The organism is Sebaldella termitidis ATCC 33386, assembly GCF_000024405.1.
Classification (GTDB): domain Bacteria; phylum Fusobacteriota; class Fusobacteriia; order Fusobacteriales; family Leptotrichiaceae; genus Sebaldella; species Sebaldella termitidis.
Genome location: NC_013517.1, coordinates 3,878,389 through 3,900,553, shown reverse-complemented (window position 1 = coordinate 3,900,553; position 22,165 = coordinate 3,878,389). Strand labels below are relative to the sequence as shown.

Sequence of the window (22,165 nt, the reverse complement as noted above, 5' to 3'; positions counted from 1 at the left end):
ATTTTTTTAAAATTTTTGATTGATTTTAATTGAAAAATATATTAAGATAAATAAAAGGGGAGGGGTAATGAATAAAAGAGGGTATACAATAATCGAGGTGTTATTGTTTTTAGGGTTGATCAGCATATTTTTTTGTTTTACGGCTTATTCGCTGGAAAAGAGAAAAAGAGCCGAATCATTCGGAAAAGTAAAAACAGAGCTTGCGTTATTTATAAGAAAGGTACAGAAGTACGGCTTTCAGAGTGAAAATGAATATCAGCTGGAATTTAATTTTTCCGGTAAAAAGGTAATATTTAAAGAAAAAGACGGTGAAATATTAGAAGAGTTAAGACTTCCGGAAAATATAGGTTATTTTTCCAATAACTCTGATAAAAAAGCTGACTTTATAAGGAAGACTACTAAAAACGGGAATTTTGACAAAGGATTTTCTATATTTTTAGCAGACAGAAGCCTGGGGAAAATATACTATAAAATATCTGTAAGCACTGTAAATACAATGAAATATCCGGTAATAAGCGTATATAAGGCAAAAAAACCTATGAAATCTGATGAAAACTATCTTGATTATAGTTTATGGGATGAGGAGCTGTAATGTCAGAGCTGATCAGAATATTTTCGGCTTTAATATGTGCGGTGCTTTTATATATGAATATTAAAATTACCGGTATTGTGTTTATTCTTTTGATTATTACAGTATTATTTTATTTCTTCATAAAGGAAAAAAATCTTATTTATGTCATTTTACTGTTAGTATTTTATATTTATCTGAATTTAGTCACTTATAACGGTGATTTAAGCGGTGAAAGAAAGCTGTTTGTGAAGTTTGACGGGAGAACCGGAACTGTTTTAAGAATTGATAACAGATATACGGATAAAAGGATATTTATTAATAATACAGGTTACCCTTATGGTTTTTACACATTGACATATAAGATACAGCAGATAAAAAAGAAAAACGGGATATTTACAATAAATGGAAGGCTGAAAGAAATTAAAGAGGGAAAATTGAATTTTATCAGGAATTTTATGCTTCAGAAGCTGGAAAATGCTTTTGACGGGGAATATGATATCAGTGTATTTGCCAAGGCAGCGGTACTCGGAGAAAAAGGAAATATTGACGAGGAATTTAACAGAATGTTCAAGAACACAGGACTTTCACATCTCATAGTAATATCAGGACTTCTTATAGGGCTTATAATTATAGTCTTTCTAAAAATTTTTGAAAATACAATATATTCCTATAAAATGAAATATATACTGACATGGAGCCTGCTCTCTGTTTATTGTGCGGTAATAGGTTTTTCGGTTTCTGTGCTGCGGACATATATTACCGGAAGTATTATGATTTTTTCAAAGATATTCTTTGAGGAGAAGGACAGCAGAAAATCCTTTTTTATATCCCTGATAGTCACAGTTATGATTCTGCCTTATTCATTATTTGATATATCATTTCAGCTTTCATACGGTGCAGTGGGAAGTATTCTTTTTATATATCCTGTTTTTGAGAGACTGTATTCAGCTAAATGCAGAATAAAAGATAATTTTATCAATCATATCCTGAAAACGGCTCTTTTAAGTTTTGTGATTCAGATAATGACATTTCCTGTATTTTTATATAATTTTCAGACAATGCCAGTGTTTTCATTTTTGTGCAATATAGTCGGGATACCATTGGGAACTCTACTGATACAGCTGATATTTCTGGTCTTGCTCTTGAATGTTTTCGGAATAGAGCTTTTTAATAAAATATTTCTTTTAATAATAAAATTTATATTTAATGCTTTTGAGACAATTATATATTTTCTGGATAAAATTCCTCTGCTGCAGATAAATACTGAAATTCATATACACTGGGTATTTATACTGTTTTACTATATTATAATTGCAGCCGGAATACAGTTTTTAAGATATTATGAAATAAAATACGGCTATAAAAAACCGCTTTCAATTAAGTGAATTATTTTTGTCAGTTGCTGTTATTTCTGATATAATGTAGAAAATACAGAATAATTTTGGAGTGATAAAATGAAAAATATTATATTTGATCTGGGAAATGTATTAATATTATTTGATCCTTCGGGATATGTGAATAAATCAGTAAGTCCGGAAAAAAGAGAAAAATTTCTAGATGTGGTTTTCAAAAGTGATGAGTGGAAAAAACTGGATTTGGGAACTCTTAGTTATGAGAATGCCAAAAAAATATTTAAAGAAAAGCTGAAGGACTGTGACAGTGAAGTGGATATACTGTTTGGGGATAATCTTTACAGTCTTTTGAAGCCCATAATGAAAAATACTGAGCTTTTAAAGAATTTGAAAAAAAACTATAATTTGTATATTTTATCTAATTTTCATAAGGAATCTTTTGAAACGGTAAGTTCAAAGCATGAATTTTTCAGTTACTTTGACGGGGGTATTGTTTCGGCATACCATCAGTGCTTAAAGCCCGATGAAAGGATATACAGACTTCTCATTGAAAAATACGGTCTAAAACCGGAAGAAACTTTGTTTATCGACGATTTGGCTGAAAATGTGGAGGCTGCGGGAAAAATAGGAATAAATACTATACATTTAACAGATTATAATACTCTTTCCGACAGATTGAAAAGTAAAAATATAATATTTTAGAACAGAGGAATAAAATGAAAAATTTTTATAAAAAATTTAAAGAGGCAAATCCTAAATTTTCAGGGATAAAGCTTCTTTTCATAATAGCATTATTTGTTTTTGCAATTGGGAATACCTTTAGATCTTTTGAGTTTTCCATAGATTATATAATTGTTTTTGCGGCATTTATTATTGCAGCAGTATCACATGAGGTGGCACACGGATACGCAGCCTACCTTTTTGGCGATGATACTGCCAAAAAAGCAGGAAGGCTGTCTTTTAACCCTTTAAAGCATATAGATTTACAGGGACTGCTTCTTCCGATACTTCTTCTTTTATGCGGAGTAAAATTTCTGATAGGATGGGCAAAACCTGTTCCTGTGAATTTTAGCAGACTGCGTCCGTATAGAACAGGGTTTTTCGTAGTGTCTGTAGCTGGGATTTTTGTGAATTTTGTTCTGGCAGCTGTTTCACTTCTCCTGCTTCGAACATTTTTTTCAGATTCATATCATATTTTTTATGAAGATATAATGGTAAGAGGAGACCTTTTACATGAGATAGTCGTAAAATTTTTTATATATTTTTTCTTTATTAATGTATTACTCGGGGTTTTTAACCTGATTCCCGTTACACCGCTTGACGGTGGAAGAATAGTATATTCTTTTGCTCCAAAGCCTGTAAAGGATTTTTATGACAGAATTGAAAAATACGGTATATTAATAGTATTTGCATTGTTATGGGCGGGCTTATTCAGTAATATATTTGAAAAAGTATTTGATTTTTTGATAAAGCTGCTTGGAGGATAAAATGAATACTGTAAAAAATGAAACTGTTATAGAATTTGAGGAAAAAAAATCAAAATTTCTAGGTTATATAAAACCAGTAAACAGTGTAAAGGAAGCTGAAAAATTTATAAACGAAATAAAGGCAATGCACCCTAATGCGACACATAATGTTCCTCTGTACAGAGTAGTAGAAAACGGTCAGGAGTATTTTAAGTATAACGATGACGGTGAGCCTAGCAGCACTGCCGGAAAACCTATGGCTGAAATATTAAATATTCTTGATATATATAATGTGGCATTAGTGGCAACAAGATATTTTGGCGGAATAAAGCTGGGAGCCGGGGGACTTATAAGAAATTATGCCAAGACGGCAAAACTGGCAGTGAATGAAGCCGGGATCACAGAATACAGGGAAAGGGCAGTTTTTATTCTTGATTATGATTATTCCATGACTTCGGATATGGAGAGCTTTTTTGCCAAAAATGATGTGAAAATAATTGAACAAAATTATCTTGACAGAATATCCGTAAAAATAGAAACTGATAAAGAGATGGAAAGTGAAATAGAGGCTTTAAACGGTGTTATTGTGGTTAAATTATAATATATTGAAAATAAAAAAGTGAAACCGAAATATGCGGGTTTCACTTTTTATCTATGTGAAATTTTATTGATTAGGTATATTCTGCTGTTGCTTCACCTGTTTTAAATATTCTGTTTTTGTTGCAGCTCTTTCAAGTGCAATCTCTTTGTTGATATTTTCTATTCTTGTCCAGTCAGGTTCACTTTTAGCCAGTTCTTTCTCTATCTCAAGCCTTTTTTCGTCCATTGCAATTTGTTTTTCCGGATTAATTTCCGGATTTCTGCGGTTTTTTATGTGTCTGCCTCTGCTGTTGGCAAATCCCGGTCTGATATTTTCTATTCTTGGTTTTGGTCTTGAAAAATTACCGATCGCAAAGCCGCCGGCGAATACGAAACATAAAGCAGCTATTCCGATCAGGAGTTTTTTTTTGTTCATTGTAACTCACCTCCTTTGTTAATATCATAGTAACATTATTTTGTGTCAGCATGATGATAAAGATGATTATAAGCCTTTTATTCTTTAATAGGGGGGATTAATGTATTTACAGATAAAAACCGGAAGTGGTTTAACAGGGATTTTAGTACCGCAGATTATATATAATTAATTAAATAAGATGAAACAATATACCAGTTTTTATTTGATTTTTTAATTTTCATATACTATAATGATATGAAGTGAGAACATTTTTTTTTTGAAAAAATAATCCTGTTTTTACTGATCTTATCTGTTATATTATCGATCTGAGAATCTTTTTTATAATGGACATATATATGAATAGTATGTATAATAAATAGTATATCTGAAAAATCAAGGAGCATGACAAATGACAAAAAAAGAACGCTTTAATAAGGTATTTCCTATCTTGGAGCAGAAATTTCAAGTACCTATTACTGCTTTGAACTATGAAACACCTTATCAGTTATTGATTGCCGTTATTTTGTCGGCACAATGCACAGATGTAAGAGTGAATATAGTTACGAAAGAATTATTTAAAATAGTAAAGGGACCGAAAGATCTTGCTGAAATGGATCTGAAGGAAATAGAAAAACACATAAGATCTACAGGTTTTTATAAAAATAAAGCTAAAAATATACAGATGTGTTCCAGACAGCTTTTGGAAAAATATAACGGTGAAGTTCCGAATACCATGGAAGAGCTGAGAGGACTTGCGGGAGTCGGAAGGAAGACCGCCAATGTGGTATTAGGGGATATCTGGAATATTCGTGAAGGAATTGTTGTAGATACGCATGTAAAGAGACTTTCAAACAGAATAGGATTTGTTAAGAGTGATAATCCTGAGATTATAGAAAAGGAACTCATGAAATTTATTCCGAAAAAACATTGGTTTGAGTACTCACATTATCTCATTCTTCACGGCAGAGATAAATGTATAGCCAGAAAACCCAAATGTGAGATTTGTGAAATAAAGGAATATTGTAAATATTATGAAACAAATTTAAAAAAGAATAAGGAGAAGTCATGAAGAAGAGATATTTTGTCGTTCTGGCAATGTTAGTTACATTTTTATTTGCCGAAGGGGAACCGGCAGGCAGCAGCGGAGGCGGAGATACACCGGCAGAGACTGTAAAGACAAAAGAAAAAACTGAAAAAGATAAAAATCAGGAAGTTAAGGACAGTATAAATAAGGCAGTAAAAGAAGTACAAAATGAAAAAACAGGAAATCCCGGTACAGACACACTGGGAACAGAGTCAGGAACTGGTACGCCGAATACAATAAACGGAACTCCGGGAGGGAATGGAGCAGAAAACGGAGAAATACCTATTAATCCGGAAAACGGAACTCCGGAAATAACTGTAGAGCCTCCAAAAGCTCCTGTGAAATCCGGACCTGCCAAGATAGATCCTAAAAAACCTGTGAAACAGGCAATTGATAAAGAGCAGGAAGGGCCTACCTTCTATAAAGGTGAAATATTAACATATATAGCAACTGCAGACGGATATAAAATCAAGTCAAACGGTTCTGCTGTGGTTCATCCCACTGCATCGCTGGCTAAGGTCATGAATATACTTGTTGCTCTTGATCAGGTAGACAAGGGGAATAAATCTCTGGATGATAAAGTATGCTTTGATCAGGCTACGGCCAATGTGGGCGGCAGCTGGCTGAATGTAAAAGCGGGAGAATGCTTTGTATTAAGAGATCTGCTGAGAGCTGAAAATATATATTCTGCCAATAACGCAGCTTATCTCGTGGCAAAGCACATAGGAAACGGTTCAATAGATAAATTCGTGGAATTAATGAATGAAAAAGCAAAAGAGCTTGGGATGAAGAACACTAAATTTTATACTCCGGCAGGACTTCCCACTTCTATGACAGGAAGACAGCTTGATACATCTACAGCTGATGATCTTTACCTTCTTGCTATGGCAGCGATGAAAGATAAAAGAATAAGAGAATGGGCAGGGGAAAAAGAGCTCATACTGGAAAATAGTCTGGGAGAACAGATAATTTATCCAAGCAGAAATCATTTGCTTGAAAAATTTGGAATTTGGGGACTGAAGACCGGATTTCATAATTTATCAGGATATAATATAATCGTGACAAGTAAAAAAGGAAATGTAGAGATAGTAGCTGTAGTGCTCGGAGAGGTTACTGATGCAGCCAGAACAAAGCTTCTTACAGAGGAATTTCAAGCTATAGAGGCACAACTGACTATAGTAAAAAAAGCCGGGTCAGATATGGGTGAGTTCAAGCTGAAAGACGGCAAAAAGAAAACAATAAAAGGTACTCTTGCAGAGGATGTCTATGAAGTAAAAAATAATCCTTATGAATACGAAACAAGAGATCTGAATATAAAAGCGCCTGTACAGAAAGGAACTGTAATCGGTGAGCTGATTATAAAAAAAGGCGGAAAAGAGATAGGAAAAGTAAATATTATTTCAAGTGAAGAGGTAAAAGAATTAAGCGGTTTTGGTAAATTTTTAAGATTTATTACATTCGGCTGGTTATAAAAATAAAAAAACAGAAGTTTTTAAAATTGAACTTCTGTTTTTTTTGAGTAAAAAATTTATTGACTTTTGTGTGCTGATAAATTATAATCCATGTATTATTTAATAAAAAATAAAGGAGTGAAGGCATGAAAAAGTTAGTATTTATATTTTTGGTATTTGTCAGTGTATTTTCTTTTAGCAGGGAAGATTTTACCAAAAATGAAAAAAATGCTGTCTTAAAACAGTTTACAGAGTTTCAGAAAGCAGTAAAGAACAAGGATATAAAAGCAATAGAAAAATTTATTGACGGTTCTTTGTACGGGCTTGTTCTAAATGACGGACCGGCTTACAGACTAAATACAGAGTCTGTGAGTTATGATGAAATAGTCAGATATAAAGATGAATTTTTCAAATCATTAAAAGAAGTGACACTTGTAAAAACAGATTTGAAAAATAACGAAGTAATAAAATATACTAAAGGCGAAGAGACAATATCGGCAGATTTCTTTGTTATGGAAGAGGATAATTATATCTGGGGGCATAAAGGGGATAAAATGTTTGAAGTTTCTGCTTTTTATAATGATCCTGAATATCCGTCAGTTGCACAATATATTTTTAAAATGAAGGACAGTCAGTTAAAGTTTATTTGTATATATAGCATGCCGTAAATTATATTTATCGGAAAAATAAAAAAGTGAATAAAAGGAGTGGAAATATGAAAAAGTTAATATTAATGCTGTTGTTATTAATCAGCGTCTTTTCTTTCAGCAAAGAAAATTTTACCGAAAATGAAAAAAATATCGCTTTAAAACAATTTGTGGAATTTCAAAAAGCATTGAAAAATAAGGATATAAATACTTTGAAGAATTATATTGATAACCCTGTGTATGGTTTTAACTATATAGACGGGAAATCCTATACTGATTATGAGGTACCTGTGAGTCATGAGGAAATAGTCAAGTATAAAACTAAATTTTTGAATGAGATAAAAGAAATGGCTCTTTTGAAGGTAGATTTGAATTCTAATACTGTAAAAAAATATAAAAACGGTGTTCTTGAGATAACAGCCGGTTTTTCTACGACTGAAAACAATGAAGGCTGGGGACTTGATCCTGATGAAAAAACGTTTGAAGTTTTTTACTATTATGATGATCCTGAATATCCGGGGTATGCCCGTTATGTTTTTGAATTTGAGAATAATAAGCTTAAACTTCATGCTTTGTATGTCGGACCGTAAATATCAATAAAATAAATAAATAAAGCTGCCAAAATTCTGGATGAATCAGGCAGCTTTTTTATTTATGGAAGTTCTACTTTTTTTACCAATTTCAATTCTTTGTTTTTAAGCTGGAAAAAATAAGTATTGTAACCTGCGCAGCCGTCTATAAGGTCAGTATCATCAGATGTTGTAAAATAACTTGCAGTGACAACAAAATATTTATCTGTATTTACTCCGTAATTTTCCAGAAATTCGCTGTCATCAGATGAAACAAACTTATTTGTTACTTCAAAATCACATGTTTTTGAATTACCTTTTTTACTGTATTTTGATATTTTGTTTGTTTTAGTGTCAACCTTTGGAAGAGTGAGGTCTTTCAGGCTTTTGAAAAATTCGTTTTTATTTTCAGAAGCAGTTTCTGCATCCTCAAATTCATATGACAGCGGAAAATATATTACCTCTGCTGTCTTATCAAATTTTTTTCCTTTCAGAGCACTTTGGAACACGCCGAACTGTTTTACGATTTCACGCTGTTCAGTCTTTGTATATGTTTCTGCGAAAGAAACAAGTCCCAAAATAAATAATAAACATACTAAATATAACTTTTTCATCTTATCTCCTTTCATATATATTTTTAGATAAAAAACAAACTGCACATTATTTTAGTGCAGAAAAGTAAAAAAAACCTGCATTAAAAAATATCATATTTTGCAATATATGAGTTAATTTTACTTATGCAAGTTAATTATACTAAATTTATTATAAATATAAAAGGAATAAAGGCAAAAATATATTTTTTCGGCAGACTGCTTATATTTATTTTGATTCGATAAAATCCATATATCCTTCATAAATAAAATTAAGCAATAAATTTAGGGTAACATAAGAAGAATTATTCAGACTGTCCTCGGTATTTATATTTGAAGACTGATAATAAAGATTATACGGAGTTAATTTAGAAAGTGTATTATCGTTAAAATTAGTTATTGATAAAATAGGTATGTTTTTTAGATTTAATATGTGTATCAGTTCGGCAATATCGCGGGCATTACCAGATAATGAGGCTATTATTACCATATCACTTTCTTTCATATTCTGAACTGCAATTCTGAATTCAGTAAATGCAGGAATTATTATGATATTTTTTCCGCAATTCAGCATACAACGGGAAAATTCCTGAAGCATCAGCTTTTGACCATATCCGGTTCCATAAGCATAGATATTTTTTGCATTATATAACAAATCACATGTTTCACTGAGCTGGTTATTATTTTTAAATATTTTCATAGTATGCTCTACATCAGAGGCCAGAACTTCCAGTCTTGTTTTCAAATCCTGACTTTCTTTAGAGGCTGTCAGACTTTTTAAAAAATATTTAAATTCGCTGTATCCTGAAAAACCCAGTTTTTTGGTCATTCGGAGAATAGAGGCTGTGGAGGAATTACACATTTTAGAAAGCAAAGTTATATTAACATCAGAGGTCTCAGGATTATTTTTTATATAGTTCAATATATATAAATCATTACTATTTAATTTTTCATAATATTTGTTAATTAAAACATCTAATTTCATGGCTTTCTCCTAATTTTTCAGATTAAGAAAATTAATTCTTAACTTATTATAACTATATACTGGATAAGATGTCAATTTTAAGTCAAATCTCTTTATTTTAATCAGAATTTTTTTGATGTAAAATTTTTCATGATTTGAAAAATAAAACTTAAAGTGTTAATTATTACTAATACTGCTGGTTTAGTTGTTTTTTTTGTTTTATTGGATATAATTAAAATGAGCTCAGATATTCCATGGAAACAATAAAAAAATTATTAAGGAGAAAAAATATGAATAAAAAAAATGCCTTTTCAATTTCTATTGCAGGCGGCGGCAGTACCTATACACCTGAAATAATTCTAATGCTTTTAGAAAACCTGGATCGTTTTCCTATTAGAAAAATTATTTTTTATGATAATGATTATGAACGTCAAAAACTGGTAGCAGATGCATGTGAAATAATACTCCGTGAAAGAGCTCCCGAAATTGAATTTTTATCAACAACAAACCCAAAAGACGGGTTTACAGATATAGATTTTGTAATGGCACATATTAGAGTAGGAAAGTATGAAATGAGGGAAAAGGATGAAAAAATTCCTTTGGAGCACGGAATAGTCGGGCAGGAAACCTGCGGACCCGGCGGTATAGCCTATGGACTCAGATCAATTACCGGAGTGGTGGAGCTTATTGACTATATGGAAGAATACTCACCGAATGCATGGATGCTGAATTACTCCAATCCTGCTTCAATAGTGGCAGAAGGTGTCAGAGTTCTGAGACCTGATTCAAAAGTTTTGAATATCTGTGATATGCCTATAGATATAGAAGAACGCATGGCTGTGATTGCAGGGCTGGAATCAAGAAAAGATATGACAGTGCGTTATTACGGACTAAATCACTTCGGATGGTGGGATGATATAAGAGATAAAGACGGAAATGACCTTATGCCTGTGATAAAAAAGTATGTTCTGGAAAATGGATATAATTTAGAGCTGTTAAATAAAGAGGTAAGGCTTAATGATCCTGACTGGCTTGATACATACCGTTTTGCAAAGGAAGTTTATCGTCTGGATACTGAAACTCTTCCGACTACTTATTTTAAATATTATCTGTTTTCTGATTATGCTGTAAAGCATACTGATAAAAATTATACACGGGCAAATCAGGTAATGGACGGACGGGAAAAAAGAGTTTTTGATGAATGCAGTACCATCGTGGAAAAGAATACCGCAAAGGAAACAAATTTGGAAATAGGTGTTCATGCCAGCTATATTGTGGATTTAGCAAGAGCACTTGCATTTAATACACATGAAAGAATGCTTCTTATTGTAGAAAATAAAGGAGCTATATGCGGCGTGGATCCTACAGCTATGGTTGAAATCCCGTGCATTGTCGGTGCCAACGGTCCGGAGCCTTTATCTATAGGTGAAATCCCGACTTTCCAAAGAGGACTTATTCAGCAGCAGCTGGCAGTGGAAAAGCTGGCAGTGGAAGCCTATGTAGAAGAATCGTATCAAAAATTATGGCAGGCCTTGACGTTATCCCGTACAATGGGTGATGCTGATCTGGCTAAGGTTATATTAGATGAACTGATTGAAGCTAATATAGATTACTGGCCGAATTTAAAATAAGAATTAATATTACTCAGGTATTTCTAAAAAACAAATAACTACAAACCATTATAAATATACTCTCCAAGATATAAAACAGTGTTTTTTGAAATTATCCTGTGATTTATAGGAGGGAAATATAATGAGAACAAGTATTCAAAAATTAGGTAAATGTCTTATGACGCCGCTTTCAATTATAGTAGCAGCCGGGCTGCTGCTGGGAATTGTTTCTTTGCTGCAGAATCCTGCGATAGTAGGGAGTACACTGGCAAATTATACATTGATACAGGGATTTGTGGGGCTGGTACAAACAGTAGTATTAGGATTATTCGGACTTTTACCGGTATTGTTTGCCATATCGGTTGCTATGGGTATGGCTAAAGATAATAAAGAAGTAGCTGCTTTTTCTACAGTTATTGCTTTTGTGCTGTTTCATTCTACAATAAGTTACTTTTTGAAGCTGAACGGGATAACTCCCGATACAATGAACGCGGCATATCTGACAGAGCATGGAAAATCACAGCTGGATGCAGTGAAAGCTGTATCTGCTTATGATACAGTATTCGGTATTTTTACATATAGAATGAGTATATTTGGGGGGATAATAACAGGTCTTTGGACTGCTTTTATCCATAATAAGTTTCATAAAACAGAGCTGCCTGTTGCGTTTGGTTTTTTCAGCGGAACACGGTTTGTTCCGATTATGATAACTCTGACTATGCCTGTAATAGGATTAGTTATGTATTTTATATGGCCTTTTCTTGGAATGGCAATAAACCAAATTGGTTTTATAATATCTGAATCAGGATACTTCGGAGTATTTATATACGGTTTTCTTGAGAGACTGTTAATTCCTACAGGTCTTCATCATATATTAAACCAGCTGATTCGTTTTACGCCGTTCGGGGGAAGTACACTGATAAACGGCGAGCAGGTAAGCGGCGCGCTTATCATTTACAATACATTGATGACACAGGCAAGTCCTGATTTGGAACAAATGAGGTCAGCGACTAAATTTTTATCACAGGGAACACATCCGTTTATGCTTTTCGGTCTGCCGGCTGCATGTCTGGCTATTTATAAAACTGCAAAAGTTGAACAGAAAAAAAGAGTAAAGGCTGTTTTCATAGCTGCTGCATTTACGTCATTCCTGACAGGGATAACAGAGCCCATAGAATTTGCATTTATCTTTATTTCTCCGGTATTATTTTTATTTCATGCATTCATGGCCGGGATGTCATTTTTATTAAATAATTTATTAGATGTTATGATTGGAAATGCTCAGGGCGGAGTATTTGATTTTCTGATCTTCGGAGTATTTAAAGGATTAGAGACAAGATGGTATATAAATCTTCTGATTGGTATTGGATTTGCATTTATATATTATTTTACATTCAAAACCTTAATATTAAAATTTGATATTAAAACTCCAGGACGTGAAGACGAACAAGAAGAGCTGTTCGAGGAAATTGCAGAAACTGATGAAAAATTGGGTGAATTATTAGTCAGAGCATTAGGGGGAAAAGAAAATATAAAAGAAATAGAAAATTGTATTTCCAGACTTCGTTTGATTTTGGATGATACTTCTCAGGTAAACGATGATCTGATTAAACAAACCGGTTCTCTGGGCATAGTAAAAATCAACGATAAAAATATTCAGATAGTATATGGAACAAAAGTAGAAAAAATGGCAAATATCCTTAAGAAAACACTAAAAAATTTATGAAGCAGAATGTAAAAGGAGGCAGTACAGGAAAAAATTGATGCAGTTTTTTTATGAAAGACAATAAATTTTTTTAAATATATTTTTGGCATATTAAAAATCAGAGCCGCCTCTTTCAAGGGGCGGTTAGCTTTTTGGCGGAATAATATGCAAGCCTTAAAATATCCAGTTTAAATAAAAAAGAAGTAAGCTATAGAAACTTACTTCTTTATTAATTATTAGAAAATAAAACTTTAGATAACTTCGGACTTAAGTTATTTTTATTTTCCATTAGGATTTTCTTCACTTGATCAGGGTTTTTCCCTTTTAGTGTTTTCATTGCTTTTGTACAAACTCTTACTCTTACGTCTTTACCATCTACGTTTATTGTCATAACCTGTAGATTTGGTCTCCATATTCTTTTAGTTGAACGATGTGAGTGACTGACTAAATTACCATGTCCCACTTTCTTTCCAAAAACTTCACATATTTTCATTTTCGTTCACCTCCTTTTATACAATCGGTGTTCATTATACCATTAATATTTTAAAATTACAAGAAAAAAAATAGATAAATAATCAGGCGAGGTTCCACTTACTCAGGTTTATTTTAGCTGTTCCTGTAGAAAAAACCGATATTCCCGAGCTGTTTTCCCCGGGGAAAATTCTGGCAGTAAATGTTTCTTTACCATCATTTATAAATATTTCAACAGATGAAGAATCCATAAAAATATGGAACTTTATAACAGGAGCAATAAAATGAACCATTCTCAGACTTCCATAATCAAGTCCGAATTTTTCTCCGGAATTTGTTCTGTCTAAAATAATTTTGCTGTTTTTATAGTCGTACCATAAAACAGTTTTTTCATCACCCGGACCAGTGCGCAGTTCAAGCCCGAAGTCACCTGAAAAATCGGAAAACTCAGCTAAAAGCTCATAAACAGTTCCTGATATTGGAAGTTTTATTTTTTGTTTATGCAGATTTTCTGAAAATGTTTCTTTTTCTTTTCGGAGCTTTTTTAATTCAGAAGCAGGTGATTGTACAAGTCTGTTATTCATTAATTTTAATTCTCTGGGAATAGTCAGACAGTGTACCCAGAAATTTTTTTCCGAAGGATATTCTATCTCCGGCAGTCCCATCCATCCGATCATAAGGCGTCTGCCGTCTTTTTCAAAAGTCTGCGGTGCATAAAAGTCAAATCCTCTGTCAAGCTCTGTAAAATCAGAATGCCTGAATTCGAGTGTATCCAAATTAAGTTTATCTCCGGCAATATAGCCGCTCTGGTAGATATTATTGAAGCAATCCTTATTAGGCTTAAGTCCCTGAGGGCAGAAAAGGAGAATTCCGGTATCATTTAGTTCGAAATAGTCAGGACATTCCCACATATAGCCGAAATTTTCAAGTCCGGTTTTTAATTCACCTATAAAATTCCAGTTATGCAGATCTTTTGACTGATAAACTGCTATGCTTCCGGTCATATTTTCTTTCTGTCCTCCTATGACAAGATAAAAGGAGCCGTCTTTCTGAAAAATTTTCGGATCTCGGAATTCATTTGTAAATCCGTCCGGAATACTATTAATGACCGGATTATCAGGGTCTTTTACTATCTTTTTTTCTTCAAGACGTGCTAAACACTGATAAGATTTTCTCCTATTGTCTTTTGTTCTCACATTTCCTGTATACATGAGATAAAGCTGGTTATCTTTTATGACAGCACTCCCGGAGAATGCTCCGTGACTTTCGTACCATTCTTCAGGAATAAGAATCCTTTTATCTTCATACCAGCTGACCATATCCTCTGAAACATAATGAGCCCAGTGCTTCAAACCATGAACAGGTCCAAAGGGGAACCATTGAAAGAAAATATGATATTTACCGTTAAAATAAGCAAGCCCGTTAGGATCATTCAGCAGTCCGGTTTTAGGCATAATATGAAATTTTTGTCTCCAATGGTCAGAATTTACAATTTTTTCAATATTTTCCAATTCATCAGCATGTGCATCTTTTATATTTCGATAACGGTTTTTACTGTCAAAAGTCATATTTCAGCCCGCCTTCCTTTGTTTTTTTATATTTTCTCTTTTTCCAAGGACAAAAGTAACAGCAGCAGAAATTACAAAGGAAATAAGCATACCTATAATATATGAAACTATATTCTGGGGTCTTATGGAAATAATTCCGGGCAGTCCGGCGGCACCCAGCGCCTGAGCCAGTACATGCTTATAAGTAATAAAAATACTTGCTGCACATGAGCCTATAACAGCACCCAGAAAGGGATATCGAAGCTTCAGATTTACTCCGAACATAGCCGGCTCTGTAATTCCCAGAAGTGCTGAAAAACCTGATGGAACTGCTAACCCTTTTAGTTTTTCATCTTTTATAAGGAAAAAAGCACTGAGACATGCTGCACCCTGAGCTATATTTGACATAGCTGCAATAGGAAAGATAAAACTTCCTCCGGTTCTTGCCATATCAGCAAGAAGCTGGGTTTCTATAGCTATAAAACTGTGATGCATTCCTGTGATAACGATAGGTGCATAGAAAAAACCAAAAATTCCTCCTCCGACTATACCGCCTGTGTTATACAGCATTAATATACCGTCTGTAAGAAGATTTCCGCATGTACGCATAAGCGGACCAAGACATACAAAGGTAAGAAGTCCGGTTATGAATAATGAAAACATTGGCGTAAGAAGATTATCTAAAAAAGTCGGAACAATTTTTCTAAGTTTATTTTCTATATAGGCAAGAATATAAGATGAAGCCAGTACAGGAAGAACAGTACCCTGATAACCGACTTTAGCTATTTTAAAACCATAGATATTCCAGTACGGAATTTGTCCGTTTATTACAGCATCTCCATAAGACCAGCCGTTTAGTAATGCGGGATGTACCATAAGCATACCAAGAGCTGCTCCCAGATAAGGATTGCCGCCGAATCTTTTAGTAGCTGAAAAAGCTATTAATACAGGTAAAAAAACAAATGGGGCATTAGCGAAGGTATCTATCATATTTGCCAGATCAGCAGTCTGCGGATACAGGTCAATTACAGATTTTCCTGCAGCAAAAAGTCCCTTGGCGACCAGAATATTGTTAATTCCCATTAAAAGACCGCCTGCCACTATTGCGGGTATAATAGGTACGAAAATATCAGAAAGCATTTTTACAAATCTTTGCAGAATATTTAGTTTTTTTGTTCCGGCAGAGTTCACAGCTGCGGTATTTGACGATTCTATTTCTGCTATTTTTACAAATTCCTTGTACACTTTTTGGACAAGTCCGCTTCCAAGTATAATCTGATGCTGTCCGCCTGTTTCAAAATATCCTTTTACACCATCTGTTTTTTCCAGTTCGGTTTTATTTAATTTTGCATTATCCTTTAGTACAATTCTCAGACGAGTAGCACAATGTGCAGCTGCCTCAATATTATCTTTTCCTCCGAGACTTATCAGAATTTCTTCGGCTATTTTTTTATCATCCATTTTTCCTCCATAAAATTAATCTAAATTATAATATGTTAACGTTTACATATTCTTTTAAAAAAAGACTGATAAAAGAAATCAAATCTTTTTTACTGTGTTTCCCTGAAAAAATCTATAAGGAACAGAGATTTTTTCAGATTTACTCTTATTGTCAAGGATATTCAAAAGCATTTTTGCTCCTTCTGAGCCTGTTTTGACATAATCATAAATAACAGAGGTTATTTTCAGGGTGTTTATACCGTAATTAGTACTACCCATTCCTGTTACTGAAACATTTTCAGGAACTCCGGACCCGCTTTCCAAAAGTGCATTTACAGCTCCTGTAGCCATAGTTCCTGTTGCACAAAAAACAGCTGTAAGATCAGGAAATTCTTTCAAAAGCTTTTTGATGCCTGTATAGCCGGTATCAGATGAAAATCCGGAATAATAAGTACATTTTTCATCAAAATAAATGTCAGAATCTGCCAGAGCTTTCAAAAATCCGGCTTTTCTTTCGTTTCTAACGGCAAAATCCTCAATATCTGTACCAATATAAGCTATTCTTTTATGATTATTATCTGTCAGATATCTGGTAATATCATAGGCAGCTTCTTTTTCCTGCTGTACTACACAGGGAATGCCGGCTTCGGATACATTCTGACCGATGACAATAACAGGAATAGAAGAAGAGTTTATGAGATTTTTATGTTCTTCGGATATTTCAGTTCCTAAAATAAGAATACCATTTGCTCTTTTTTCCTGAAAAATTTTCAGATACTTTAATTCTTCTTCAGCGTTATTATTCGTATTAGCTAGAAGAATACTGAAATTTCGCTTGTTTAGCTCAAGGGAAATCCCGTCTACTACCTGTGCTACAGAAAAGGAACTGATTTTGGGAATGATAACCCCGATCAGATTAGTTCGGTTTCTTTTCAGATCCTGTGCTACCGAGCTGGGAGTAAATCCGGTTTCTTCTATGATTCTTAAAATTTTTTCCTTTACTTCAATTTTTATGTATCCGGAATTATTTATGGCACGTGATACAGTGGCAGTGGAAACTCCGGCCATTTTGGCAATTTCTTTTATAGTCATATTTTCTCCTAAATATGTAAACGTTAACACATTTAGTATACCATGAAATTAATAAAAGTCAATAAGCACTTCAAATAAAATTATTTTCTGCTATGCATCATTAATAAATTAAAATAGAAAAAGTATAGAAAATATGATATAATTTATCGGAAATCTTACATGTGAAATGTTATAGGAGAAAAAATGGAAAATAGAAGTTATGAAGTTTTGGAATTTCATAAAGTTATTAATAAAATAATAGATTTGGCAAAGCTGGAAGCTACCAAGGAAAAGTTTCTAGATTTGGACATTATGAAAAATAAAGGTGAACTGGATAAAGAGCTTGCCCTTTTGGTAGAGTTTATTGATTTTTATAAATATGACGACGGACTGGAGCTGACTAATCTTTCAGATATAGGAAAATTTCTTAGAACGATAGATTTGATAGGTTCCTATTTGTCTGTAGAAGATCTGGCGGAATTAAGAAAAAATCTTGCTGTTTACAGAATTTCCAAAAGCCGTGCTAAGAATATAAAGGATAAGTACGGTCTTGTATGGAATATTTTTTCTGATACAGAAGATTTGAAAGATCTGGAAGACTTTATTTCCGAAGTGGTGGATGACGAGGGAAATATGAAGGACACAGCTTCGCTGGGCTTAAGAGATATCAGAAGACAAAAAAGCAATATAAATGTCAATATAAAAGAAAAGTTTGATGAGATAATAAATAACAGAGATTTGCAGAAGGCAATACAGGAAAAGATCGTTACTAAAAGGAACGAGCGTTATGTAATACCTGTGAAAACAGAGTTCAAATCTCTTGTAAAGGGAATAGAGCATGACAGATCATCAACAGGAAGTACTGTATACATAGAACCCCTGAATACAGTTTCATTAAATAATAAACTCAGAGAATACGAGGCAAAGGAAAGAGAGGAAATAAGAAAAGTCCTTATCCGTATTACAGAGCTTATAAGAAATAAAAAAGACGAAATAGCATTAATAAAGGATCTTCTCGAAAGACTGGATTTTATCAATGCCAAAGTTCTTTATTCAATAGAAAATGAGTGCAGAGTGCCTAAGGTAGTCAATAAAGAGTATCTGAAGCTAGTAGTAGCAAGACATCCTCTTATAGACAGGGAAAAAATGGTTCCTATTAACTTTGAACTCGGGGACAATGACAATATTATGCTTATAACCGGTCCTAATACAGGGGGGAAGACTGTAACGCAAAAGATAGCAGGACTTCTTACAATAATGGCTTTATCAGGAATTCCTATTCCGGCAGATGAAAAAACGGAAATAGGATTTTTTGGCAGTGTTCTTGCGGATATAGGGGATGAACAGAGTATAGAACAGAATCTGTCGTCGTTTTCTGCACATATAAAGAATATAAAAGAAATACTTGAAGCAGCCAACAGAAGATCGCTTGTTCTTATAGATGAAATCGGGAGCGGAACTGATCCTATGGAGGGAGCAGCTTTTGCAATGTCAGTAATTGATTATCTGAATCAGAAGAATGTGAAATCAATAATCACTACACACTACAGTGAAGTAAAGGCACATGCCTTTAATACTGACGGGATAAAGAGTGCTTCCATGGAATTTAACGTAGAAACGCTGCTTCCCACATACAGACTTCTGGAAGGTATTCCGGGAGAAAGCAATGCTTTGATTATTGCCGGGAAATACGGTATAAACGAAGAGATCATAAATAATGCAAAATCATATATAAGTGAAGAAAATCAAAAAGTGGAGAAAATGCTTATATCCATAAAGGAAAAAACAGATGAAGTAGAAAAACTGAAGATAGAGCTGGAAAATGCAAAAGAAGAAATGGAGAGCAGAAAGCAGAAGTATGAAGCTGACATAATCACTCTGGAAAATGAAAAAAATCAAATAGTAAAAGAAGCATATGATGAAGCTGACAAGTATCTGCGTGAGGTTCAGGCAAAGGCTAAGAATCTTGTGGATAAAATAAGCCAGGATGAGATGAAAAAAGAAGAGGCAAAGGATGCACAGAGAAGTCTGAATATGCTTCGTGAATCTTTCAGGCTTGAAAAAGAGCAGAATGTAAAGAAAAAAGTAAAAACAAACAAAAAGACAGATTTTCAGCTTGGTGAGGAAGTTTTTGTAAAGTCGATAAATCAGAACGGAAAAATCCTAAGAATAATCGGAGAATCAGACAGTGTTCAGATACAGGCAGGAATATTGAAACTTGTGGTAAGTACTGATGACATACAGAAGATAGAAAAGAAAAATAAAAAGAAATTAGGCGGATTTGCATCATTAAAATCAACTAATGTAAAAGGAGAAGTGGATTTGAGAGGAATGACCGGTGATGAAGCAATGACTGAGCTAGAGCTGTATCTGGACAGGGCAATGCTGACAGGGTATTCAGAAGTATACATAATTCACGGAAAAGGAACTATGGCATTAAGAACCAGAATACAGGAGTATTTGAAAAAGTCTAAATATATATCGGAGTATAGAGATGCAAATCAGAATGAGGGAGGGCTTGGCTGTACTGTCGCTAAGTTAAAATAAAAATGAAGTATTATTTTATTGTTCCTATCGCAGGATTAGGTAAAAGAATGGGGCTGAATATCCCAAAACAATATTATCGGATAAAGGAAAAACCGATTTTTATATCTACTTTGGAAGTAATAGAAAAAAATAAACTTGTAGACGGTATATACATATCAGTTAACAAAAAAGATATTAAGCTTGTGGAGAATTATCTGCGTGAATTTAAAATTACCAAAGTAAAAAAGATAGTGGAAGGCGGGAGCGAAAGACAGTACTCTATAAAAAATGCACTTGATCATATAGAAGAAGAAGCTATAATAGCTGTACAGGATGGGGTTCGTCCCAATATAAGACAGGAATATATAGAAAGTACTTATGAGATTCTTATGGCAGAAGAAAATCTTGACGGTCTTGTAGTAGGAATTCCTTTGAAAGACACTGTTAAGGTAATTGATAAATACGGCTTTATAGTAAGTACCCCTGAAAGAAAAACTCTATTTTCAGCTCATACGCCGCAGGTATTTAGAAGTACTATTCTGAAAGAAGCATATGAAAAAGCTGAAAAGGATAGTTTTTTAGGGACTGATGATTCTTCCCTTGTGGAAAGAATAGGCGGAAGAGTAAAGGTTTATGAAGGACATGCTGATAATGTTAAGATAACAACAAAAGAAGATCTCAGATATTTTGAATAGGTGGTAATATATGAAATTTTATAATACTCTGACTAATCAGACAGAGGAATTCAAACCAATAGAACCCGGTAAAGTGAAAATGTATGTATGCGGACCCACTGTATATAACTATATACATATAGGAAATGCAAGACCTATTGTAGTTTTTGATATACTGGCGAGATATTTCAGACATAAGAATTATGTGGTAGAGTATGTTCAGAACTTTACTGATATTGATGATAAAATGATAAATAAAGCAAATGAAGAGGGGAAAACAGTACGTGAAATAGCCGATAGATATATAGAGGCCTTTTTGGAGGACACAAAAAAGCTGAATATTTCTGCTGATATAATACGTCCTAAAGCAACCGAGTATATAGAGGATATGATCATAACAATAGAAGCTCTTATAGATAAAGGATATGCATATGAACTAAACGGGGATGTCTTATTTGATGTCACTAAATACAGCGAGTACGGAAAGCTGTCAAACCAAAAAACCGATCAGCTTGAAGCGGGAGCGAGGATTGAAGTGGGAGAAAATAAAAGAAATCCTCAGGACTTCGTTTTATGGAAAAATAAAAAAAAAGGAGAGCCGTTCTGGAAAGCACCGTGGGGCGAGGGAAGACCGGGCTGGCATATAGAATGTACTGCAATGAGTCATAAGTATTTTGGACTGAATTTTGATATTCACGGAGGCGGACAGGATCTTATTTTCCCGCATCATGAAAATGAAATAGCTCAGGCAAGATGTGCTTACGGCGGGAATTTTGCGAATTACTGGCTGCATAACGGCTATATACAGCTGGACGGAGAAAAAATGTCAAAGTCAAAAGGGAATTTCTTTTTATTGAGAGATGTTCTGGAAGAATTCGACGGTAATGTATTCAGATGGTTTTTAGCCGGAACGCATTATAGAAAGCCGATTAATTTTTCAAAGGAAGATATGCTTGCAGCAAAGGCAGCACTTGAAAAAATAAACGGTGCATTATTACGGGCTAAGGATTTTATAATAGAAAATAATACAAAGTATGATAATATATTAGAGGGATCTATAAAGGAATTTTCGGAAAAATTCGATCAGGCCATGGAGGATGATCTGAATACACCTTTGGCAGTATCTTTAATACATGAATTTTTAAGAGAAATAAATAAATTTATTGATAATTACGGAAAATCTGTTATAATAAAAGAAGCAGTTGCTGTCATTAATGACAGAATGGCAAATGTACTTGGAATAGAACTAAAAGAAAGCGGTCTGGAAGATTTAAGTTCAAGTCTGCTGGATTTATTCATTTATATAAGAAAAGAAGCCAGAAGTGAGAAAAACTTTAAGCTGTCTGACTTGATAAGGGATAAACTTTCTGAACTGGGGATAGAGCTGAAGGATAATAAAGACGGGACAACGAGCTATATAATAAAATAATAAA

21 protein-coding genes are annotated in these 22,165 nt (G+C 33.7%); 14 read left to right on the top strand and 7 right to left on the bottom strand.

All coding sequences use genetic code 11. The features are described from left to right. Positions 1-67 precede the first annotated feature (67 nt). The 5 genes from STERM_RS18165 (at position 68) to STERM_RS18145 (ending at position 3,990) form a co-directional block, all read left to right on the top strand. Positions 68-592 carry a hypothetical protein gene (locus STERM_RS18165; RefSeq protein ID WP_012863089.1) on the top strand — a complete coding sequence of 175 codons (525 nt, stop codon included), beginning with the start codon at positions 68-70 and terminating at the stop codon, positions 590-592. Then, the gene (locus tag STERM_RS18160) at positions 592-1,956 is read left to right on the top strand and encodes a ComEC/Rec2 family competence protein (RefSeq protein ID WP_012863088.1); all 1,365 of its coding nucleotides are present in this window, start codon (positions 592-594) and stop codon (positions 1,954-1,956) included. Before STERM_RS18165 ends, STERM_RS18160 begins: the two co-directional genes overlap by 1 nt. Before the next feature lie 69 nt (positions 1,957-2,025). After that, complete coding sequence (locus tag STERM_RS18155) at positions 2,026-2,625, top strand: HAD family hydrolase (protein WP_012863087.1); 600 nt, start codon at positions 2,026-2,028, stop codon at positions 2,623-2,625. 14 nt (positions 2,626-2,639) lie between these two features. Continuing rightward, complete coding sequence (locus STERM_RS18150; RefSeq protein ID WP_012863086.1) at positions 2,640-3,410, top strand: site-2 protease family protein; 771 nt, start codon at positions 2,640-2,642, stop codon at positions 3,408-3,410. Between the two features lies 1 nt (position 3,411). After that, positions 3,412-3,990, top strand: coding sequence for an IMPACT family protein (locus STERM_RS18145; protein WP_012863085.1), 579 nt, complete (start codon positions 3,412-3,414; stop codon positions 3,988-3,990). Between the two features lie 63 nt (positions 3,991-4,053). Here the strand turns inward: STERM_RS18145 and STERM_RS21440 are convergent, their stop codons facing one another. Beyond that, positions 4,054-4,404, bottom strand: a complete 351-nt coding sequence (locus STERM_RS21440) for a hypothetical protein (RefSeq protein ID WP_012863084.1) — start codon at positions 4,402-4,404, stop codon at positions 4,054-4,056. 388 nt (positions 4,405-4,792) lie between these two features. On the opposite strand from STERM_RS21440, the gene nth reads away from it, so the two are divergent. The 4 genes from nth to STERM_RS18120 all read left to right on the top strand — a co-directional run bounded on the left by nth (position 4,793) and on the right by STERM_RS18120 (position 8,155). Continuing rightward, a complete protein-coding gene (nth, locus tag STERM_RS18135; RefSeq protein ID WP_012863083.1) occupies positions 4,793-5,452 on the top strand; it encodes an endonuclease III in 660 nt (219 codons plus the stop codon). After that, on the top strand, positions 5,449-6,939 hold the full coding sequence (locus tag STERM_RS18130) for a D-alanyl-D-alanine carboxypeptidase family protein (RefSeq protein WP_012863082.1): 1,491 nt from the start codon (positions 5,449-5,451) through the stop codon (positions 6,937-6,939). The genes nth and STERM_RS18130 overlap by 4 nt, the downstream gene beginning before the upstream one ends. A 125-nt stretch (positions 6,940-7,064) precedes the next feature. Beyond that, on the top strand, positions 7,065-7,586 hold the full coding sequence (locus STERM_RS18125) for a hypothetical protein (RefSeq protein ID WP_012863081.1): 522 nt from the start codon (positions 7,065-7,067) through the stop codon (positions 7,584-7,586). A gap of 47 nt (positions 7,587-7,633) precedes the next feature. Beyond that, a complete protein-coding gene (locus STERM_RS18120) occupies positions 7,634-8,155 on the top strand; it encodes a hypothetical protein (protein ID WP_012863080.1) in 522 nt (173 codons plus the stop codon). Positions 8,156-8,217: 62 nt separating this feature from the next. On the opposite strand, the gene STERM_RS18115 is transcribed toward STERM_RS18120, so the two are convergent. Next, a complete protein-coding gene (locus tag STERM_RS18115) occupies positions 8,218-8,748 on the bottom strand; it encodes a hypothetical protein (RefSeq protein WP_012863079.1) in 531 nt (176 codons plus the stop codon). Positions 8,749-8,953: 205 nt separating this feature from the next. Then, the gene (locus STERM_RS18110) at positions 8,954-9,709 is read right to left on the bottom strand and encodes a MurR/RpiR family transcriptional regulator (RefSeq protein WP_012863078.1); all 756 of its coding nucleotides are present in this window, start codon (positions 9,707-9,709) and stop codon (positions 8,954-8,956) included. A 269-nt stretch (positions 9,710-9,978) separates the two neighbouring features. Here STERM_RS18110 and STERM_RS18105 point away from each other — a divergent pair, with 269 nt between their 5' ends. Together STERM_RS18105 and STERM_RS18100 are read left to right on the top strand one after the other, a co-directional pair. Continuing rightward, on the top strand, positions 9,979-11,319 hold the full coding sequence (locus tag STERM_RS18105; RefSeq protein WP_012863077.1) for a 6-phospho-alpha-glucosidase: 1,341 nt from the start codon (positions 9,979-9,981) through the stop codon (positions 11,317-11,319). Positions 11,320-11,440: 121 nt separating this feature from the next. Then, positions 11,441-13,024 (top strand): PTS transporter subunit EIIC, encoded by a 1,584-nt coding sequence (locus tag STERM_RS18100; protein ID WP_012863076.1) that lies wholly within the window; start codon positions 11,441-11,443, stop codon positions 13,022-13,024. Positions 13,025-13,232: 208 nt separating this feature from the next. On the opposite strand, the gene rpmB is transcribed toward STERM_RS18100, so the two are convergent. The 4 genes from rpmB to STERM_RS18080 all read right to left on the bottom strand — a co-directional run bounded on the left by rpmB (position 13,233) and on the right by STERM_RS18080 (position 17,553). After that, positions 13,233-13,496 carry a 50S ribosomal protein L28 gene (gene rpmB / locus STERM_RS18095; protein WP_012863075.1) on the bottom strand — a complete coding sequence of 88 codons (264 nt, stop codon included), beginning with the start codon at positions 13,494-13,496 and terminating at the stop codon, positions 13,233-13,235. Between the two features lie 82 nt (positions 13,497-13,578). Then, entirely contained in the window at positions 13,579-15,042 is a 1,464-nt protein-coding gene (locus STERM_RS18090) for a glycoside hydrolase family 32 protein (RefSeq protein ID WP_012863074.1), read from the bottom strand. Positions 15,043-15,045: 3 nt separating this feature from the next. Continuing rightward, positions 15,046-16,482, bottom strand: coding sequence for a sucrose-specific PTS transporter subunit IIBC (locus tag STERM_RS18085; protein ID WP_012863073.1), 1,437 nt, complete (start codon positions 16,480-16,482; stop codon positions 15,046-15,048). Positions 16,483-16,560: 78 nt separating this feature from the next. Continuing rightward, positions 16,561-17,553, bottom strand: a complete 993-nt coding sequence (locus STERM_RS18080; protein ID WP_012863072.1) for a LacI family DNA-binding transcriptional regulator — start codon at positions 17,551-17,553, stop codon at positions 16,561-16,563. Positions 17,554-17,736: 183 nt separating this feature from the next. On the opposite strand from STERM_RS18080, the gene STERM_RS18075 reads away from it, so the two are divergent. From STERM_RS18075 to cysS, 3 genes are read left to right on the top strand one after another with little or no spacing between them, the layout of a single operon-like run. Further along, entirely contained in the window at positions 17,737-20,079 is a 2,343-nt protein-coding gene (locus tag STERM_RS18075) for an endonuclease MutS2 (protein WP_012863071.1), read from the top strand. 2 nt (positions 20,080-20,081) lie between these two features. Further along, on the top strand, positions 20,082-20,753 hold the full coding sequence (gene ispD, locus STERM_RS18070; protein WP_012863070.1) for a 2-C-methyl-D-erythritol 4-phosphate cytidylyltransferase: 672 nt from the start codon (positions 20,082-20,084) through the stop codon (positions 20,751-20,753). Positions 20,754-20,763: 10 nt separating this feature from the next. After that, positions 20,764-22,161 (top strand): cysteine--tRNA ligase, encoded by a 1,398-nt coding sequence (gene cysS, locus STERM_RS18065; RefSeq protein ID WP_012863069.1) that lies wholly within the window; start codon positions 20,764-20,766, stop codon positions 22,159-22,161. The last annotated feature ends 4 nt before the right edge of the window (positions 22,162-22,165 follow it).

What these genes read in the sequence shown, in the direction of transcription:
- STERM_RS18115 (WP_012863079.1), bottom strand. Translation starts at nt 8,748, where the DNA reads ATGAAAAAGTTATATTTAGTATGTTTATTATTTATTTTGGGACTTGTT.
- STERM_RS18160 (WP_012863088.1), top strand. Translation starts at nt 592, where the DNA reads ATGTCAGAGCTGATCAGAATATTTTCGGCTTTAATATGTGCGGTGCTT.
- STERM_RS18130 (WP_012863082.1), top strand. Translation starts at nt 5,449, where the DNA reads ATGAAGAAGAGATATTTTGTCGTTCTGGCAATGTTAGTTACATTTTTA.
- STERM_RS18105 (WP_012863077.1), top strand. Translation starts at nt 9,979, where the DNA reads ATGAATAAAAAAAATGCCTTTTCAATTTCTATTGCAGGCGGCGGCAGT.
- STERM_RS18090 (WP_012863074.1), bottom strand. Translation starts at nt 15,042, where the DNA reads ATGACTTTTGACAGTAAAAACCGTTATCGAAATATAAAAGATGCACAT.
- STERM_RS18165 (WP_012863089.1), top strand. Translation starts at nt 68, where the DNA reads ATGAATAAAAGAGGGTATACAATAATCGAGGTGTTATTGTTTTTAGGG.
- nth (WP_012863083.1), top strand. Translation starts at nt 4,793, where the DNA reads ATGACAAAAAAAGAACGCTTTAATAAGGTATTTCCTATCTTGGAGCAG.
- ispD (WP_012863070.1), top strand. Translation starts at nt 20,082, where the DNA reads ATGAAGTATTATTTTATTGTTCCTATCGCAGGATTAGGTAAAAGAATG.
- STERM_RS18155 (WP_012863087.1), top strand. Translation starts at nt 2,026, where the DNA reads ATGAAAAATATTATATTTGATCTGGGAAATGTATTAATATTATTTGAT.
- STERM_RS18125 (WP_012863081.1), top strand. Translation starts at nt 7,065, where the DNA reads ATGAAAAAGTTAGTATTTATATTTTTGGTATTTGTCAGTGTATTTTCT.
- STERM_RS18120 (WP_012863080.1), top strand. Translation starts at nt 7,634, where the DNA reads ATGAAAAAGTTAATATTAATGCTGTTGTTATTAATCAGCGTCTTTTCT.
- STERM_RS18075 (WP_012863071.1), top strand. Translation starts at nt 17,737, where the DNA reads ATGGAAAATAGAAGTTATGAAGTTTTGGAATTTCATAAAGTTATTAAT.
- STERM_RS18085 (WP_012863073.1), bottom strand. Translation starts at nt 16,482, where the DNA reads ATGGATGATAAAAAAATAGCCGAAGAAATTCTGATAAGTCTCGGAGGA.
- STERM_RS18150 (WP_012863086.1), top strand. Translation starts at nt 2,640, where the DNA reads ATGAAAAATTTTTATAAAAAATTTAAAGAGGCAAATCCTAAATTTTCA.
- STERM_RS18100 (WP_012863076.1), top strand. Translation starts at nt 11,441, where the DNA reads ATGAGAACAAGTATTCAAAAATTAGGTAAATGTCTTATGACGCCGCTT.
- rpmB (WP_012863075.1), bottom strand. Translation starts at nt 13,496, where the DNA reads ATGAAAATATGTGAAGTTTTTGGAAAGAAAGTGGGACATGGTAATTTA.
- STERM_RS18080 (WP_012863072.1), bottom strand. Translation starts at nt 17,553, where the DNA reads ATGACTATAAAAGAAATTGCCAAAATGGCCGGAGTTTCCACTGCCACT.
- cysS (WP_012863069.1), top strand. Translation starts at nt 20,764, where the DNA reads ATGAAATTTTATAATACTCTGACTAATCAGACAGAGGAATTCAAACCA.
- STERM_RS21440 (WP_012863084.1), bottom strand. Translation starts at nt 4,404, where the DNA reads ATGAACAAAAAAAAACTCCTGATCGGAATAGCTGCTTTATGTTTCGTA.
- STERM_RS18145 (WP_012863085.1), top strand. Translation starts at nt 3,412, where the DNA reads ATGAATACTGTAAAAAATGAAACTGTTATAGAATTTGAGGAAAAAAAA.
- STERM_RS18110 (WP_012863078.1), bottom strand. Translation starts at nt 9,709, where the DNA reads ATGAAATTAGATGTTTTAATTAACAAATATTATGAAAAATTAAATAGT.